Origin of the sequence: Sphaerisporangium corydalis, from assembly GCF_025506355.1 — a bacterium.
Taxonomy (GTDB): domain Bacteria; phylum Actinomycetota; class Actinomycetes; order Streptosporangiales; family Streptosporangiaceae; genus Sphaerisporangium; species Sphaerisporangium corydalis.
Genome location: NZ_JANZYP010000003.1, coordinates 254,905 through 272,017, shown reverse-complemented (window position 1 = coordinate 272,017; position 17,113 = coordinate 254,905). Strand labels below are relative to the sequence as shown.

Below are 17,113 nucleotides of genomic sequence, written 5' to 3'. Positions count from 1 at the left end.
GGGAGGGATTTAGTTGGGGCTAAAGGATTGGCGTGGGGTGGAGGGGGTGGCCAAGGGTTGGGGGGTGACTAGTACTGCGGCCGGTGGTAAGGCTTCGCTGCTCCAGGCGAGGGTCGGGGGGTTTCCCCGGGCGTTCTGGGTGCTTTTGGGGGGGACGTTCGTCAACAGGCTGGGCACGATGGTGGAGCCCTTCATCGGGGTCTACCTGACGCAGTCGCGGGGCATGTCGCTCGCGGCGACCGGCGCGGTCATGGCGGTGCTCGGGGTGGGGTCGCTGATGTCGCAGCTCGTGGCGGGCTGGCTGGCCGATCACCTGGGCCGCCGCGCGACCCTGTCGGGCGGGATGGTCGCGACCGCCGCCACCATGATCTTCCTCGGGTACAGCACCTCGCTGCCCGCGATCATCGGTGCGATGGCGGTGCTCGGACTGGTGGTGGACGCGTACCGGCCGGCCTCGCAGGCTCTGGTGGCCGACCTGATCCCGCCGCACGACCGGCCCCGCGCGTTCGGCCTGCTGTTCTGGGCGATCAACCTCGGTTTCGCCGTGGCCATGATCGCCGGTGGCTGGCTGGCCCAGGGCGGTTTCCTCTGGTTGTTCTGGATCGACGCGGTGACCTCGGTGATCTTCGGCTACCTGGTGTGGCGCGCGGTGCCCGAGACGCGGCCGGAACGGACCCACGAGGCGGGCGGCTTCCGTGAGGTGCTGCGGGACCGGCTGATGATCGTCTACGTGCTGATCACCTTTCTGTACACGTTCGTCTACCTTCAGGCGTACACGACGCTGCCGCTGGCGATCACCGGCCGAGGGTTGCCGACCAGCGCTTACGGGCTGGCGATCTGCGTCAACGGGGTGCTGATCGTCATCGTGCAGCCGCTGGTGGGCAACTGGCTGGCCGCGCGCGACCCGAGCACCGTCATGGCGGCGGGCATGGCCATCGTCGGGGCCGGGTTCGCGCTCACGGCGCTGGTGTCCACGACGGCCGGGTACGCGATGACGGTCGCGGTCTGGACGTTGGGGGAGGTGGCGACGGCGGGCATGGCGGGGGCCGTCGTCGCCACGCTCGCCCCGGCGCACCTGCGCGGCCGGTACAGCGGGCTGTACGGTTTCGCCTGGTCCGCGGGTGGCCTCCTGGCTCCTCTTGTCGGCACTCGCCTGCTGGCCGCCGGCCAGGTCACGTTGTGGACGACGGTGGGCGCCCTGGGACTGCTGGCCGCGCTGGGGCAACTCGCGGTCGCCCCCGCCATCCGCCGCCGCAGCGCCCCCGCCTGACACCGCCCCACTCCCGCCCCCGCCTGACCGCTACCCGTGCCCGATCTCGTCCCAAGCCCACTCCGCCTTACTCAGTCCCCGTCCTCGCCACGCGTGACCCCCGTCCCCGTCCTCGACCTGGTGAAGCTGGTGGCGCGGCCTGACCGACGGCGGATCGCCGGGACGCTGGACCTGCCGGAGGAGACCGTGTCCGCCACGCTCTCCTCCGTCCTCGCCCGGCTCGGGCTGCTGGACCGCGCGCAGCTCGTGGTGCTGGCCTACGAGTCAGGCCTGGTCAGCCCGGGAACGTGACGCCCGGCCCGGTCCGGGAACGTCGGTAGTCGGCGCGGCACCGTCACGGCCGGCCCGAAAGCGTCACGAATGACCGGCCCGGGAACGTGACGCCGCCGGGGTGCGGATGAGCGCGACGGCCACCAGCAGGCCGCAGACGGCGAACGCCGCCCCTCCGACGAACGCCTGGGCGATCCCCGAGGCCAGCGCCTCACCAGGCGCGGCGCCGGCGCCCGGGTGGCGCAGCGCGGTGCCGAGGATGGTGACCAGGACCGCCGATCCCAGGGAGCCTCCGGCCCACACCATGGTCTGGGCGAGGCCGGAGGCCGCCCCCGAGTCCGCGCCTGCCACCCCGGACAGGATGGTCAGGTTGAGCGGCAGGAACGCCATGCCGCCGCCCATGCCGAGCAGGGCGAGCGGCACGAACACGTCGGGGAAGTACGACGAATCCGCCGACAGCCGGGTCAGCAGGACCATCGCCGCGGCGGCCAGCACCGCGCCGGTCACCATGAGGGTCTTGGCGCCGAGGCGCGGGATGAGGCGGGGGACGACGCGGACCAGCCCGAACTGCGCCGCCGCCATCGGCAGGAACGCGAAGCCGGCCGCCAGGGGCGCGAGCCGCAGCACCTCCTGGAGGTACTGCGTGAGCAGGAAGAACACCCCGAACATCGACGCGGCGAGCAGGAACTGGGCCAGGTAGGCGCTGGACCTGTTCCGCTCGGTGAACAGGCGCAGCGGCACGATGGGCTGCCGCGCGCGGCGCTCCACCAGCACGAACACGACCAGCGCGACGAGGGCGGCGGCGAAGGCGGCCAGCGTCAGCGCGTCGCCCCAGCCGTTCTCGGCGACGCTGATGAACGCGTACACCAGCGCGGTCATTCCCGCGGTGGAGGCGAGCGCCCCGGCGAGGTCGAAGCGGCCCTCGTGGCGCTCGGTCTCCGGGACGATGCGCGGCGCGAGCAGCAGGACGGCGCCACCGATGGGGATGTTCACGAAGAACGCCCACCTCCAGGAGGCGGCGTCGGTGAGCAGCCCGCCGGCGAGGAGGCCGACGGTCGCGCCCGCGCCCGACACGGCCGAGTAGACCGACAGCGCCCGTGCGCGGGCCTGCCCGTCGGAGAAGGTGGTGGCGATCAGGGCGAGCACGCTCGGCGCGGCCACGGCGGCGCCGACGCCCTGCAGGGTGCGAGAGACCAGCAGCCACCATGGTCCGACGGCGAACCCGCCGAGCAGGGACGCGAGGGTGAACAGGGATACCCCGGCGACGAAGACCCGCCTGCGGCCGAGGATGTCACCCGCCCGGCCGCCGAGCAGCAGCAGTCCGCCGAAGGCCAGCATGTACGCGTTCTGCACCCACGACAGTGCGGTGGCGCTGAAGCCCAGATCCGCCCGGATGCTGGGCAGGGCGATGGTCACGACGGTGGAGTCCAGGGCGATCATGAGCTGGCTGGTGACCATGACGGCCAGCACCACGGCGGGGTTCCCCGCCCGGGTTACCGTTCGATTACCAAGAGTCGTCGAAGTCGACATCAATGCTCCGCGAGGGGACGATGAGGGGGACGGGCGCGCAGATTCGCGACCCGCCGGATAGAATCGGAGGCAGCCTCCGTTAGGACTATACGGAGGCAGCCTCCGGTTGGCAATCGTTTAGAGTCGTCCTGGCGCGCCATCGCGCGTCCGGTCCCCGCCGCGGCCTCGAAGGAACCATGAGCACCACCCCGCCACCCCGCTCGATGCGTGCCGACGCGCGCCGCAACTACGAGCGGCTGCTCGCCGAGGCGAAGATCGTGTTCGTGGAGCAGGGGGTCGACGCGGCGCTCGAGGAGATCGCGCGCCGCGCGGGCGTGGGCATCGGCACGCTCTACCGGCACTTCCCCACCCGCCTGGCGCTCCAGGAGGCCGTCTACCACGACCAGGTCATGGAGATGGCCCAGGAGGCGTTCGACCTGGCCGAACGGCTCCCGCCCGCGGAGGCGATCCGCACGTGGATGCGGTCGGTCGCCGGCTACTCCCGCACCAAGCGCGGGCTGATGGACGCGCTGAAGTCCACCCTGGAGTCCGACTCGGAGCTGTTCGCCGCCTGCCACGCCAAGATGCGCGAGGCGGCGGGCGTGCTGCTCAGCCGGGCCCAGGACGCGGGGGACGTCCGGCGCGAGCTCAACGGGCTGGAGCTGCTGCGGATCTCACACGCCATCTCCGTCGCCGCCGAACGCTCCCCGGAGACCGGCGAGCTCATGCTCACCATCGTCATGGACGGCCTCCGCCCCCAGCCCTGACCCACCGCCCCTCCTGAACGACCTCCGCCCACAGGGCCGGCTCTCTCCTGCGGCCTCCACCCCAGGATCGAGCCACCGGGAACCGTCCACCCCGCAGGACCGACGCACCCGCACCGCATGAACGATCTCCGCCCACAGGACCGATCCCCGCGCCTCACGGACGCCCGTTGTCCACAGGTCCGGGCCTCCGGCGCGTCCTGGGCCGGATTCGTCCACAGGGCCGATCCTCCCCCGCCGCCGCGGAACCGGCCCCACGTAAAGTGGGGTCCGTGCCACAACTGCGTATAGCCCTGGCCCAGACCAACCCGACTGTGGGCGACCTGTCGGCGAACGCCGGCGCGCTCGTCGAATGGACCCGCCGCGCCGCCGATCACGGTGCCCACCTGGTGGTCTTCACCGAGATGTTCCTGACCGGATATCCGGTGGAGGACCTGGTGCTCCGCACCTCGTTCGTCGACGCCTCGATCGCCGCTCTGGAGGCCTCCGCCGTCCGGCTGGCCGCCGAGGGCCTCGGCGAGATCCCCGTGGTCGTCGGGTACGTCGACCGTTCCGGGGTCGCGCCGCGCACCGGGCAGCCGAAGGGCGCCCCGCTGGACGCCGCCGCGCTGCTCCACCAGGGCCGCGTGGTCACCCGGACCGCCAAGCACCATCTCCCCAACTACGGCGTGTTCGACGAATACCGCTACTTCGTCCGCGGCGACCGGCTGCCGATCTTCCGGCTGCACGGCGTGGACGTGGCCATCGCCGTCTGCGAGGACCTCTGGCAGGACGGCGGGCCTGTGTCGGCCGTCGCCGAGGCCGGCGCGGGGCTGCTCGTGGTGCCGAACGCCTCACCGTACGAGCGCGAGAAGGACGACGTCCGGCTGGCGTTGTGCGCGAGCCGCGCCCGCGAGGCCGGGTGCGCGCTCGCCTACGCCAACCAGGTCGGCGGCCAGGACGAGCTGATCTTCGACGGCGACTCCATCGTGGTGGACGCCGACGGGGAGCTGGTGGCGCGCGCGGGCCAGTTCCGCGAGGAGCTGCTGATCGCCGACCTCGACCTGCCGATCGCCGACCTCAGGAACCCCGCCGGTTCCTTCCCCGTGGACGCCGGCGACGGCACCACGATCACCGTCGAACGGGTGGAGCTGTCGGACGAGCCGCTGCTCGCGTACGCTCCCGAGGAGCCCACGGTGGCCCCGGGCCTCGCCGACCTGGAGGAGGTCTACTCGGCGCTGGTGCTCGGCGTGCGCGACTACTTCACCAAGAACGGCTTCCGGTCGGTCATCCTCGGCCTGTCGGGGGGCATCGACTCCGCGCTGACCGCGACCATCGCCGCCGACGCCGTCGGCCCCGACCGGGTGCACGTCGTGCTGATGCCCTCGCGTCACTCCTCCGACCACTCCGTGGGCGACGCGCGCGACCTGGTCGAACGGCAAGGGCTGCACTCCCGCCTCGTGCCGATCGAGGGCATCGTCGACGCGTTCGAGAAGGAGGTCGCGCTGACCGGCCTGGCCGCCGAGAACCTCCAGGCGCGGGTGCGCGGCATGCTGCTGATGGGGCTGTCCAACGAACACGGCCACCTCGTGCTGACCACGGGCAACAAGAGCGAGCTGGCCACCGGGTACTCCACCCTGTACGGCGACTCGGCGGGCGGCTTCGCCCCGATCAAGGACGTGCTGAAGACGACGGTGTGGCAGCTCTCCACCTGGCGCAACGCCCAGGCCGGCCGCGATAGCGACCTGCTGCACCCGTTCGCGGGGCCGCCCATCCCCGAGAACTCCATCAGCAAGGAGCCGAGCGCCGAGCTGCGGCCCGACCAGCGTGACACCGACTCGCTGCCGCCGTACGACGTGCTCGACCGGCTGCTCGCCGACTACGTCGAGCACGACATGGGCAAGGGCGAGCTGATCGCCGCGGGGCATGACCCGGAGCTGGTGGCCAGGATCATCCGCCTCGTCGACCTCGCGGAATACAAGCGACGGCAGTATCCCCCGGGCCCGAAGATCACCCCCAAGAACTTCGGCCGCGACCGCCGCCTCCCCATAACCAACCGCTGGCGCGAAACCCCCACCACCTAGCCCCTCACCACCCAAACGAACCGCCGGTGCAAACCCCCGACCACCCGGCCCCGCCCCGGTCCGCGTTCCGGGCCGGCTCCCCACCGACATAGGAGTGGCCTGGTTCTGGGGGCGGCGTGGTGATGTGAGGGCTCGGGGGGCCGGCATCGGGCCCCGCCGGGGCCGCGCCCACATGGGAGTGGCCTGGTCCTGGGGGCGGGATGGTGGTGTGGGGGGTTGGGGAGGTGGGGTTCGGGATGGGGGGAGTTCTTATGCTGGGGGGCGTGGAACGGCGCGCGGGCGGAGTTTGGCCGGTGCGGGGGCGCGCCGCTGACATCGCGCTGTCGGCGGGCACCCTGGCCGTGGTCGCCGTCTGGGGCGGCGCCGAGCTCGATCCGCTCGGCTGGGCGTCGGCGGCGATATCGAGCGGGGTGCTGTACCTCCGCCGCAGGTACCCGGTGCCGGTGGCGCTGGTCATCCTGGCCGTCTGCGCCGCCTACTACCCGCTCAGCACGGCCGACGGCCCGGTATGGCCGGCCCTGCTGGTCGCGCTCTACACCGTCGCCGCCGAGACGCGGCCGACCGCCGCGGTGGTCATCACCGCCGTCACGCTGCTCATCTTCGCCTTCACCGGGTACCAGACCGGCACGCCGCACCTCGCCAACGCCGCCGCGTTCCTGCTGGGAGGCTGGTTCGCCGCGGCCGTCGCGGTGGGCGCGGTGGTGCACAACCGGCGTGCCTACCTGCGCGCGGCCGAGGAGCGCAAGGAGGAGGAGCTGCTCCTGCGCGCGTCGGAGGAGAGGCTGCGCATCGCCCGCGAGCTGCACGACGTACTCGGCCACAGCATCTCGCTGATCCACGTGCAGGCCAGTACGGCGCTGCACAGCGGCGGCAGGCACCCGGAGCGTGCGCCGGAGGCGCTGGCCGCCATCAAGGAGACGACCAAGGCCGCGCTGCGTGAGCTGCGTGGCACGCTCGGCGTGCTGCGGCAGGAGGAGGCGCGGGAGGCCGCGGGCCCGGCGCCCGGCCTGGCGGACGTCGGTGAGTTGGTCGAGCGTGCCCGGTCGGCCGGTCTGGCCATCACGCTGCGGGTCGACGGGGCGCCTCGGCCGGTCGGCGCCGAGGTGGACCTGGCGGCGTTCCGCGTCGTGCAGGAGAGCCTCACCAACGTGACCCGGCACGCCGCCGCCACCGACGTCACCGTGCACCTCCGCTACGGCGAGGACGAACTGGGCGTACGGGTGCGGGACAACGGGAACGGCGGGAACGACAGGCAGGACGGGCACGGCGGGAACGGCGGCTCGGCCGTCCTCGCGGGTACCGGGTCCGGCCTGCGCGGCATGAGAGAACGCGTCCAGGAGCTGGGCGGCGAGTTCGCCGCCTCGGGCCGTGCAGGTGAGGGCTTCGAGGTCAGGGCCACGTTTCCGGTGCAGAAGGAAGGTCCGACCGCATGATCCGGGTGCTGCTGGTCGATGACCAGAAGCTGGTCCGGGCCGGGTTCCGGTCCATCCTCGACGACGAGGACGACATCCACGTGGTGGGCGAGGCCGCCGAGGGGCAGGAGGCGCTGCGGCTGGCCCGGGAGCTGAACCCCGACCTCGTGCTGATGGACATCCAGATGCCCGGCGTCGACGGGCTGGAGGCCACCCGCCGGCTGAGTGCCGACCCGGCCCTGGCCCACATCAAGGTCATCATGCTGACGACGTTCGATCTGGACGACTACGTCTACGCGGCCCTGCGCGCCGGGGCCGGCGGCTTCCTGCTCAAGGACGCCGAACCGGAGGAGATGCTGAACGGGGTGCGCGTGGTCGTCCGGGGGGACGCCCTGCTGGCCCCCTCGGTCACCCGCAGGCTCATCGCCGACGTCGCCCGGCGCAGCAGGGCCCCCGCGCCGGACCCTCGGCTGAACGCGCTGACCGCCCGCGAACGCGAGGTCATGCTCAAGGCCGCCGAGGGCCTGTCCAACGAGGAGATCGCCGGACGGCTCTTCCTGAGCCCGGGCACGGTCAAGACCCACGTCAGCCGGATCATGACCAAGCTCGGCGTGCGCGACCGCGTCCAACTGGTGGTCCTGGCGTACGAGTCCGCGATGGTCATTCCCGGCTGGCAGGACTGACACCGCCGTACGGCCGCCCGCCCGTCCGCTATCCCCTGGGGTAGGCCCGGCGCTGACCACAGTGGGACGACGGGGGTCCCGCCCCCGGGCCAGTCTTGTGGCCGTGAACGCCGAGACCCTCGACCTGGCCCGCCTGCAGTTCGCGCTCACGGCGGCCACCCACTTCCTGTTCGTCGCACTCACCCTCGGGCTGGTCACCCTGGTCGCCTGCGTGCAGACCAGGGCGACCTTCACCCGCGACCCGGTCCATGAACGGATGACCCGGTTCTGGGGCCAGCTCTATGTGATCAACTACGCGGTCGGCATCGTCACCGGCCTGGTGATGGAACTCCAGCTCGGCCTCGTCTGGGGCGGTCTGGGCCACTTCGCGGGCAACGTGTTCGGCGCGTCCCTGGCGATGGAGACGCTGACCGCCTTCTTCGTGGAGTCCACCTTCCTCGGTCTGTGGATCTTCGGGTGGGGGCGGCTGAACCGGTGGGCGCACCTGGCGGTGATCTGGGTCGTCACGCTCACCTCCTACGTCTCGGCGTACTGGATCATGGTGTCCAACGGGTTCCTGCAGCACCCGGCCGGCGCCACGGTGGTGGACGGGGTGCTGCGGCTCACCGACGCCACCGCCGTCCTGACCAACCCCGGCGCCGTGCTCGCGTTCGGGCACATCCTGAGCGGCGCGCTGGTCACCGCAGGGGTCGTCATGGCCGGCGTCAGCGCCTACCACCTGCGCGCCCGTACGACCGAGCAGGAACTGTTCCGCAAGTCGTTGCGCGTAGGAGTGGCCACGGCGCTGCCCGCCCTCCTGGTCACGGTCGCGCTGGGCGGGGCGCAGTTCGGCGTCCTGTCCGACGCCCAGCCGATGAAGCTGGCCGTGTTCGGCGGCGACGCCGGCGAGATCGCCCGCCTGCAGGCCGAGGCCGCCGCCCGGTACGGGCAGGGCGACTACGTGCCCTCGCAGGTGTGGGGGCAGGCCGGCTACGTGATGATCGCCTGCTGGGCGGCGCTGGCCCTGGTGACGGTGGTGAGCGTCGTGCGCATGCGCTCCCGCGACCGGGTGCGGCACTCGCGGCTGTGGCACGCGCTGCTGACCGCCGCGATCCCGCTGCCGTTCGTCGCGATGATCGCCGGCTGGGTCTGGCGGGAGTCCGGCCGGCAGCCGTGGGTGGTCTACGGCCTGCTCAGTACGCGCGATGCCCTGTCCGATCTCTCCCCCGCCGCGCTGCGCGCCTCGCTGGCCGTGTTCGCCACGCTGTTCGCCGTGCTGGCCACCGTCAACTACTGGCTGCTGGCCCGCTACGCCCGGCGCGGCCCCGGCGCCACGGCCCTGGGCAGTCCGGAAACCCCCTGCGTGCCGCTTCCGGCCGCGACCTTCTGAAGGGAGGGACGTCAGATGGAGAACCTGGCCGTCGCCCTGCTCGCCTTCTTCGCCGTGGGCTACTTCGTGCTGGGCGGCGCCGACATCGGCACCGGCATGATCATGCCGTTCCTGGGCCGCGACGAGCACGAGCGGCGCCTGGTCGTCGCCGCGGTCGCGCCGTTCTTCCTCGGCAACGAGGTCTGGCTGGTGGCCACGATCGGCATCCTGGCCGGCGCCTTCCCCGTCCTGGAGGGCACACTGCTCCACGCGCTGTTCCCGGGCTTCCTGGCGCTGGTGGCCGCGTGGGTGGTGCGCGACATGGGCCTGTGGCTGCGCGGCCGGGTGGATACCCGCCCGTGGCGCGCGCTGTGGGACACCGCGATCGTCTCGGGTAGCTGGGGGCTGGCGCTGAGCTGGGGGTTGATCCTCACCGCCGTACTCACCGGCCACGCGGCGACCGGACCGGCCTCAGCGTCCGGGACAGCCTTCACGACCGAAACGGCATCGGTAACCGACACAGCCTTCACGATCGGACCGGCGTCAGCAGCCCACGCGGCCTTCACGACCGGGCCGGTGGCGGGGACTCACGCGGCCTTCACGACCGGACCGGTGGCGGGGACCGACGTGGCCTTCGCGATCGGGCCGGTGGCGGTGCTCGGGATGCTCGCGGTCGTCGCGCTGTTCGCCGCGCACGGCTTCGCCTTCGCCGCGCTGCGGCTGTCGGGGACGTTGCGGGCGCGGGCCCGGCGGCTGTCCGGCACGGCCCGCGAGGGACTGCCGGCCGCCCTGACCGCCGCGGCGATGGCCGCCCTGTGCCTGGGCGCGGGAGCGCGCCTGGCGCCGGGCCGGGCGGTCGCCGACCCGGCCACGCTCGCGTTCCTGGTGCCGCCGCTGCTGGCGGTGACCCCCCTGCTCCTGGCCGCGCAGGCCTGGGTGTGGTGGCTGTTCCGCCACCGCGTCACCAGGCCCGCGTACCTGTGAACGACCACGACACCGGGCGCGGCTCACCCTGCCGTGCCCACGACAAGGAAGAAGATCATGCGCGTACTCGTCATCGGCGCCGGCATCGGCGGGCTGTGCCTGGCCCAGGGTCTGCGCAAGGAGGACGTCGAGGTGGAGGTCTACGAACGGGCCCGCACGCCCGCCGACTCGCCGTCGGGCTTCGGGATCCACGTGAACACCGACGGCTGCCGCGCGCTGAGCCGATGCCTTCCCCCGGAGGCCTGGGCCCGCTTCGACGCCGTCGCCGTCCCCGCCCGCGCCACCGTCCGCTTCTCCGACGAGCGGCTGCGCCCGCTGGGCGAACGGGAGATCGACCGGTCGCCCAGCCCGGACCTGCGGCGGCGCGCCGTGAGCCGGTCGGCGTTGCGTGACGCCCTGCTGCACGGGCTCGACGACGGGGTGGTGCGCTGGGGCAAGGAGTTCACCGGCTACGACCAAACCGACGACGGCCGGGTGGTGGCGCACTTCGCCGACGGCGGGCACGCCACCGGTGACCTGCTGGTCGGCGCCGACGGGTCCAACTCACGGGTGCGCCGCCGCCGTCTCCCCGATCTGGAGCGGCTGGACGTCGGCGTGCTGAACATCGCCGGACGCCACCCCCTCACCGAGCAGAGCGCGCTCGGCCTGCCCGCCACGCTCATCGACGGCTCGGTCAACAACATCGTCCCGCCGGGACCCGGCTGGATGTTCGCCTCGGCGTGGCGGACCACCGGGGAAGGCGCGGACCGCGGCTCGGTGGTGTGGGCCTACGCGGCGGCCCGGCACACCTATCCCCCGGACGTGCTCGACCTGGACGGTCACGGGCTTCGCGACCTGGTCCTGGACCGGATCGAGGGGTGGGCGCCCGCCCTGCGCGGCCTGGTCGCCGGCAGCGACCTCGGCACGCTCGCACCGGTGGAGCTGCGCAGCATGCCGGTGCTGAAGCCGTGGCCCTCCGGCACGGTCACGCTCCTCGGCGACGCGATCCACAACATGACGCCCATGGCGGGCATCGGCGCCAACACCGCCCTGCGCGACGCCGACGCGCTGCGCCGTGCGCTGGTCCAGGCCGGGCCGGGCCGGCACGCCCTGGTCGGCGCGGTCGCGGGGTACGAGCAGGAGATGCGCGCCTACGCCAACCAGGCGCTGGCCCTGTCGCTGCGCAACGCCCGGAACGCCGGGTCCGACGCACGCCTCCCCCGGCACGCCTTCCGCGCGATGCTCCGCCTCACGCGAGGTGTGGCCACGATCAAGCGCGCCATGTCCTAGCCGGGAGCCTCGATCGCGCTCCCACTCCGTCCATCCGCCTTGGTCCCAGCACCGATGCCTGGTCCTGGCAGGACCGGACAGGGATGGTAGTCCCAGCACCAATGCCCGGTCCCGGTGGGACGGGATAGCGTCGGGGCGTGTTCACCCGTACCGCGCTGGAGGCTGTCACCCGCCCGCCTGCGGCTTTTCTGCGTTCGTCGTGGCCCTGGCGTTCTCTGGCGTACCTGCTCTCCAGTGTGCCGCTCGCGGCGCTGGCCTCGGGTGTGGTCTACGCGGCCGTCGAGTTCGGGGTGGCCATCGCCTGCGCCGCCGCGGTCCTCGCCGTCGTGGTGCTCGGGCCGGTGCTGGCCTGGTTCGAACGCGTACGGCTGCGCCTGGTGGACCTCGCGCCGGTGCGCGTCGACCGCACGAGGAGCGCCGGGCCGCGGGCCGGGCTGACCGCCCGCCGCGCCCGGCAGGCCTCCCTCCCGGGCACGCGCGTCCGGCAGGCCGCCCACCCCGGCACGCGCGCCCGGCAGGCCGCCCGCTCGCGCGCCCGGGTGGCCGCCCGCCTGGCCGCCTGTCTGCGTGACCAGGCGACCTGGCGGGCGTACGGCTTCGTGACGCTCGCGCTGGGGGTCATGTGGGTGGTGGACCTGGGCATGGTCAGCCTGGCCACGTGGATACCGCTGGTCCTGCTGTCGGGGCCGTTGCAGCCGGACATCGATCTGGCCACCGGCCTGGCCCTGGCCGCCGCCGGGATCGTCCTGCTCCCGCTGTCCGCCTATCTGATGACCGCGTGGGCGGGGGCACGGGCGATGATCACGCGGGCCGTGCTCGCCCCGGCCGACGCGGAGGTCGTCCGGTCCCGCGCCCGGCTGGTGGACGCGTTCGAGAGCGAGCGCCGCAGGATCGAGCGCGACCTGCACGACGGCGCCCAGCAGCGGCTCGTCGCGCTCAGCATGAAGCTCGGGCTGGCCAAGCTCGACCTGCCGCCGGGTTCGCCCGCCGCCGCGCAGCTCGACGAAGCCCACGAAGAGGCGAAGAAGGCGCTGGCCGAGCTGCGCGAGCTGATCCGCGGCGTGCACCCTCAGGTGCTCACGGACCGCGGCCTGCCCGCCGCCGTGCTCGACGTGGCCGGCCGCTCCCCCGTCCCCGCCGACGTGGACCTCGTCCTGCCCGTACGGCCGCCGGTGCCGGTCGAGGTGACCGCGTACTACGTGGTGTGCGAGGCCCTGGCGAACGTGGCCAAGCACAGCGGGGCCACGCGGTGCTCCGTCCGGGGGCGCCTGGTCGGCGGCACGCTCGTCCTGGAGGTGGGCGATGACGGGATCGGCGGCGCCGACCCGGAGGCCGGGTCCGGGCTGGCGGGGCTGGCCGACCGGGTCGCCGTGGCCGACGGCGTCATGACCTTGTCCAGCCCGCCCGGCGGACCGACCTCGCTCCGCGTGGAACTCCCCTGCCCGGCCCCGGCTCCCGCTGAGACCCCGCGTCCGGCCCCGTCCCCCGCGGCGACCCCCTGCCCCGTCCTGCCTCCTGTGGAGAACACGTGGACCACCTCACCTCGCGCGTAGCCGACGTGTCCGGGCTTCGTGTGGTGCTCGCCGAGGACGCCGTGCTGCTCCGGGAAGGGCTGGCCGGGTTGTTGCGGCGCTTCGGGCACGAGGTCGTCGCCTCGGTGGGCGACGCCGACGCGCTGCTGGCCGCCTTCGAGGAGCACGAGCCGGACATCGTCGTCGCCGACGTACGGATGCCGCCCGGGTTCACCGACGAGGGCCTGCGGGCCGCGCTCACGTTGCGTGCCGCGCGCCCGGGGCTCGCCGTCCTGGTGCTCAGCCAGTACGTCGAGCAGACCTACGCCGCCGAGCTTCTCGACACCGGCGGGGGCATCGGGATCGGCTACCTGCTCAAGGAGCGGATCGGCGACGTGAAGGACTTCGTGGACGCCCTGGAGCGGGTCGCCGCCGGCGGCACGGTCGTGGACCCCGAGGTCGTGCGGCAGTTGCTCAGCCGACGCCGCGACCCGCTGACCCGGCTGACGCCGCGCGAGCACGAGGTGCTCGGCCTCATCGCGGAGGGGCGCTCGAACGCCGCCATCGCCCGCCGCCTGGTGGTCACCGAGGCGGCGGTGTCCAAGCACATGGCGGCGATCCTCGCCAAACTGGACCTGCCGCCCGCGCAGGACGACCACCGCCGCGTCCTCGCCGTCCTCGCATACCTGCGCGCGTGAGCGCGTACGCATACCCGTGCGCGTGGGACCTCCCGGCGGGAAGCGCCGGTGATATCGGTTGAATACCGAACATTCTTCTGTACGGTGGTGGTCATGACCAAGCCGGATAGGGCGGCGGCCGTCTTCGACGACCTCGCCGCCGAATGTGACCAGCTCGACGCGATACTCGCGGCCCTGGAACCGGACGTGTGGGAGCGGCTGTCCGCGGCGTCCGGGTGGACGATCGCCGATGTGGTCCTGCACCTGGCCCAGACCGACGAGGCCGTCGTCGCGTCCGTCGCCGGAGACATGTCGTCCCCCACCGGCGCCTCGGTGGACACGGTGATGGACGATCTGGTCGCCGGGGAGCGTGGCGCGCCCGGGGACAAGGTGCTGGAGCGGTGGCGGACCTCCTACAAGGCGGCCCTCGGGGCCCTGCGGGGCTGCCCGCCGGGCGAGCGCCTCCAGTGGGTCGCGAGCACCCTCTCCGCGCCCGCGCTGGCCACGACGCGGATCGCCGAGCACTGGGCCCACGCGCTCGACATCACCGAGCCGCTCGGCCTCGGCTACCCCGACACCGACCGGCTCCGGCACGTCGCCTGGCTGGGCCACCGGACCCTGCCGTACGCGTTCGCGGTGGCCGGTGAGCAGGGCGGCCCGGTCCGGTGTGAGCTCACGGGGCCGAGCGGGGAGGTCTGGCGGTTCGGGGACGCGGACGCGCCGTCGGTGATCACCGGGACGGCCGGCGAGTTCTGCCGTGTGGGCGCGCAGAGGCTCGCCGCGAAGGATTCGTCCCTCACGACCGAGGGACCGTACGGGGCGGCGGCACTACGCGTCCTGCGCAACTACGCGGCCTGACACGGCCACGACCGAGTTGCCCGGTACCAACCACTGAACGGCCCGGTAGGACCATGGCCGGACCGCCCGGTACCAACCACGGCCGGGCGGTCGGTGCCGTTCTCTCGGCGGTGACCCCCGTGCAGGGTGTCACCGCCGGGAGGGACGGGTCAGGGACGCAGGCCGGCGAGGATCTGGTCGGCGATGCGGTCGGCCAGGTCGGCGGGTAGTTCGTCGTCGTTGTCACGCCATTTGGTGAAGAACAGCATCGCGCCGCTGAGGGCGGCCATCGCCACCTCGACGTCCACGTCCGGGCGTAGTTCCCCGGAGTCGACGCCGCGCTGGATGACCTCCCGCAGCGCCTCCCTGCGGGGTCGCACCGCGATCTCCCTGAAGCGCCGCGCGAGGTGCGGGAACCGTTCGGACTCGCTCAGGGCGATGTTCATGATGCAGCGGGTGCGCCGGTTGTGGGACTCCTGTTGCATCGCGGCGAGGTAGCGGACCACGTTCTCGCGCACCGTCGCCGCGTCCAGCTCCGGGATCGGGGCCTTCAGGGTGGCGAGGGCGTCGACGACGAGGTCCTCCTTGCTGGACCAGCGGCGGTAGATGGTGGTCTTGCCCACCCCGGCCCGGGCGGCGATCGCCTCGATGGAGAGCTCCGCGACCCCGCTGCCTTCGGCGAGCATGTCGATCGCCGCGTCGATGATCGCCTTCTCCGCCTTCTCGCTGCGGGGGCGGCCGGGCGTGCGGGCCGCCCCCATCTGCTCAGTCACCATGATCAGCTCACACTACCGCCGGTTCCTTGCTCTCCGGCAGTGTCACCGGGGCCTGACCGGCGTGCTTGCCGGGAAGCCACCTGGCCACCACCGCGGCGCCGATCAGCGCGACGCCGGCGCCGCACAGCGCGGTGAGGTGCATGCCGTCCATGAACGCCTGCTTGGCGGGGGCGATCAGGCTCGCGCCCTGCGGGCCGAGTGCCTGCGCGGTGCCCATCGTCGCCGTGATCGACTCACCGGCGGCGTGCCGCAGGTTCTCCGGTACGACCGACAGGGAGGCGGCGATGTTCTCGCGGTAGGTGGCCGACAGCAGCGAACCGAGGATCGCGACACCGAGCGCGCCGCCGAGCTGGCGGACGGTGTTGGTCATGGCCGAGCCCACGCCCGCCTTCTCGCGGGGCAGCGAGGACATGACGGCCTCGGTCGCCGGCGGGTTGATGTTGGCCATCCCCGCGCCCTGGACGAACCCGATGATCTCGAAGATCCAGATCGGGGTGTCGACCTGGAGGAAGGTGTAGCTGGCCAGCGCGGCCGCGACGACCAGCAGGCTGACGGTCGCGACGACCTTGCCGCCGAACCGGCGGACCATCTGGACGCTGAGCGGCGAGAAGATGAGCTGCGCCGCCGCGAACGGCAGGACCAGCGCGCCCGCCTGCAGTGGTGAGTATCCCTTGACGATCTGCAGGTAGAAGGCCAGGAAGAACATCACGCCCATCATCGCGAAGAAGATGAGCCCGACGCTGGCGACCGCCGTGGAGAACCTGGGGATGGCGAAGTAGCGCACGTCGAAGGCCGGGTGGGCCGTCCTGCGTTCGTGCCAGACGAAGGCCGCGAGCACCGCTATGCCGGCCAGGCCGGGCCCCCAGACCTCGAAGTCGAGGACCGTGCCGAGCTCGCCGCCCTTGATGATGCCGTACACGACGCCGACCAGCCCGATGATGGACAGCAGGACGCCGATCGGGTCGAGCTGGGCCTTGTCGGGGTTGCGCGACTCGGGCACCAGCGTCGCGATCAGGATCGAGCTGATGATCACGACGGGCACGTTGATCAGGAAGACCGAGCCCCACCAGAAGTGCTCGAGGAGCAGGCCGCCGGTGATCGGGCCGATGGCGATGGCCAGGCCGACGCCGCCGGCCCAGATGCCGATGGCCTTGCCGCGCTCTTCGGGCGCGAAGACGTTGGAGATGATCGCCAGGGTGGCCGGCATGACGGCGGCGCCGCCGAGGCCCATCGCCGCCCGCGCGAAGATCAACTGTGTCGGGTCGGTGGAGTAGGCGCTGGCCAGGGACGCCAAGCCGAACAGCACCATGCCGATCTGCAGCATGCGCTTGCGGCCGAACCGGTCACCCAGCACCCCGAAGGTGAACAGCAGGCCCGCGAAGACCAGTGTGTAGGAGTTGATCGCCCATTCGAGCTGGCTCTGCGTCGCGCCGAGCCCGGCAACCGGGTCGGAGATGACCTTCAGCGCCACATTGAGAATGGTGTTGTCGAGAACGATCGCCAGCAGGCTGAACACCATCACGCCGAGGATCTGCCATCGGCGTGGGTGACCTGTGGGTTGTTCCACTTATGCCCCCATAAAACGGTTCGAACGCTTAGTTTCGATACGACGGAGTTTCGCTACGCAACCGTAGCGCTTCCCGATTCGATACGCAACCGTCTCGTTTCGAAACCTTCCGTTAACACCGAGGACCCCGGCCCGTTAACACCGAGGACCCCGGCGCGCCACGGTTCCCTCAC

15 protein-coding genes are annotated in these 17,113 nt (G+C 72.4%); 12 read left to right on the top strand and 3 right to left on the bottom strand.

All coding sequences use genetic code 11. The annotated features are described in order from the left end of the window. Positions 1 to 37: 37 nt before the first annotated feature. Positions 38 to 1,270 carry an MDR family MFS transporter gene (locus NYZ98_RS04090; protein ID WP_316249528.1) on the top strand — a complete coding sequence of 411 codons (1,233 nt, stop codon included), beginning with the start codon at positions 38 to 40 and terminating at the stop codon, positions 1,268 to 1,270. 93 nt (positions 1,271 to 1,363) lie between these two features. Continuing rightward, positions 1,364 to 1,561: a helix-turn-helix domain-containing protein gene (locus NYZ98_RS04085; RefSeq protein ID WP_262841092.1), complete on the top strand. Its 198-nt coding sequence runs from the start codon at positions 1,364 to 1,366 to the stop codon at positions 1,559 to 1,561. Between the two features lie 63 nt (positions 1,562 to 1,624). On the opposite strand, the gene NYZ98_RS04080 is transcribed toward NYZ98_RS04085, so the two are convergent. Further along, positions 1,625 to 3,013 carry an MFS transporter gene (locus tag NYZ98_RS04080; RefSeq protein WP_262841091.1) on the bottom strand — a complete coding sequence of 463 codons (1,389 nt, stop codon included), beginning with the start codon at positions 3,011 to 3,013 and terminating at the stop codon, positions 1,625 to 1,627. 233 nt (positions 3,014 to 3,246) lie between these two features. Here NYZ98_RS04080 and NYZ98_RS04075 point away from each other — a divergent pair, with 233 nt between their 5' ends. The 10 genes from NYZ98_RS04075 to NYZ98_RS04030 all read left to right on the top strand — a co-directional run bounded on the left by NYZ98_RS04075 (position 3,247) and on the right by NYZ98_RS04030 (position 14,618). Beyond that, positions 3,247 to 3,816, top strand: coding sequence for a TetR/AcrR family transcriptional regulator (locus tag NYZ98_RS04075; protein WP_262841090.1), 570 nt, complete (start codon positions 3,247 to 3,249; stop codon positions 3,814 to 3,816). A 269-nt stretch (positions 3,817 to 4,085) separates the two neighbouring features. Beyond that, a complete protein-coding gene (locus NYZ98_RS04070; RefSeq protein ID WP_262841089.1) occupies positions 4,086 to 5,876 on the top strand; it encodes an NAD+ synthase in 1,791 nt (596 codons plus the stop codon). Positions 5,877 to 6,139: 263 nt separating this feature from the next. Then, positions 6,140 to 7,309 carry a sensor histidine kinase gene (locus NYZ98_RS04065; protein ID WP_262841088.1) on the top strand — a complete coding sequence of 390 codons (1,170 nt, stop codon included), beginning with the start codon at positions 6,140 to 6,142 and terminating at the stop codon, positions 7,307 to 7,309. Further along, a complete protein-coding gene (locus NYZ98_RS04060) occupies positions 7,306 to 7,971 on the top strand; it encodes a response regulator (protein WP_262841087.1) in 666 nt (221 codons plus the stop codon). The genes NYZ98_RS04065 and NYZ98_RS04060 overlap by 4 nt, the downstream gene beginning before the upstream one ends. A 103-nt stretch (positions 7,972 to 8,074) precedes the next feature. Further along, entirely contained in the window at positions 8,075 to 9,340 is a 1,266-nt protein-coding gene (locus tag NYZ98_RS04055; protein WP_262841086.1) for a cytochrome ubiquinol oxidase subunit I, read from the top strand. A gap of 15 nt (positions 9,341 to 9,355) precedes the next feature. Beyond that, entirely contained in the window at positions 9,356 to 10,303 is a 948-nt protein-coding gene (locus NYZ98_RS04050) for a cytochrome d ubiquinol oxidase subunit II (RefSeq protein WP_262841085.1), read from the top strand. A gap of 57 nt (positions 10,304 to 10,360) precedes the next feature. Then, entirely contained in the window at positions 10,361 to 11,572 is a 1,212-nt protein-coding gene (locus NYZ98_RS04045; protein ID WP_262841084.1) for an FAD-dependent oxidoreductase, read from the top strand. 137 nt (positions 11,573 to 11,709) lie between these two features. Further along, positions 11,710 to 13,125 carry a histidine kinase gene (locus NYZ98_RS04040; protein ID WP_262841083.1) on the top strand — a complete coding sequence of 472 codons (1,416 nt, stop codon included), beginning with the start codon at positions 11,710 to 11,712 and terminating at the stop codon, positions 13,123 to 13,125. Continuing rightward, complete coding sequence (locus NYZ98_RS04035) at positions 13,101 to 13,781, top strand: response regulator (protein ID WP_262841082.1); 681 nt, start codon at positions 13,101 to 13,103, stop codon at positions 13,779 to 13,781. The genes NYZ98_RS04040 and NYZ98_RS04035 overlap by 25 nt, the downstream gene beginning before the upstream one ends. A 93-nt stretch (positions 13,782 to 13,874) precedes the next feature. Then, a complete protein-coding gene (locus NYZ98_RS04030) occupies positions 13,875 to 14,618 on the top strand; it encodes a maleylpyruvate isomerase family mycothiol-dependent enzyme (RefSeq protein ID WP_262841081.1) in 744 nt (247 codons plus the stop codon). 149 nt (positions 14,619 to 14,767) lie between these two features. Here NYZ98_RS04030 and NYZ98_RS04025 read toward each other — a convergent pair whose 3' ends face one another. Both NYZ98_RS04025 and NYZ98_RS04020 read right to left on the bottom strand, forming a co-directional pair. Beyond that, positions 14,768 to 15,373: a TetR/AcrR family transcriptional regulator gene (locus NYZ98_RS04025; RefSeq protein WP_262841080.1), complete on the bottom strand. Its 606-nt coding sequence runs from the start codon at positions 15,371 to 15,373 to the stop codon at positions 14,768 to 14,770. Positions 15,374 to 15,380: 7 nt separating this feature from the next. Then, entirely contained in the window at positions 15,381 to 16,940 is a 1,560-nt protein-coding gene (locus tag NYZ98_RS04020) for an MFS transporter (protein WP_262841079.1), read from the bottom strand. Between the last annotated feature and the right edge of the window lie 173 nt (positions 16,941 to 17,113).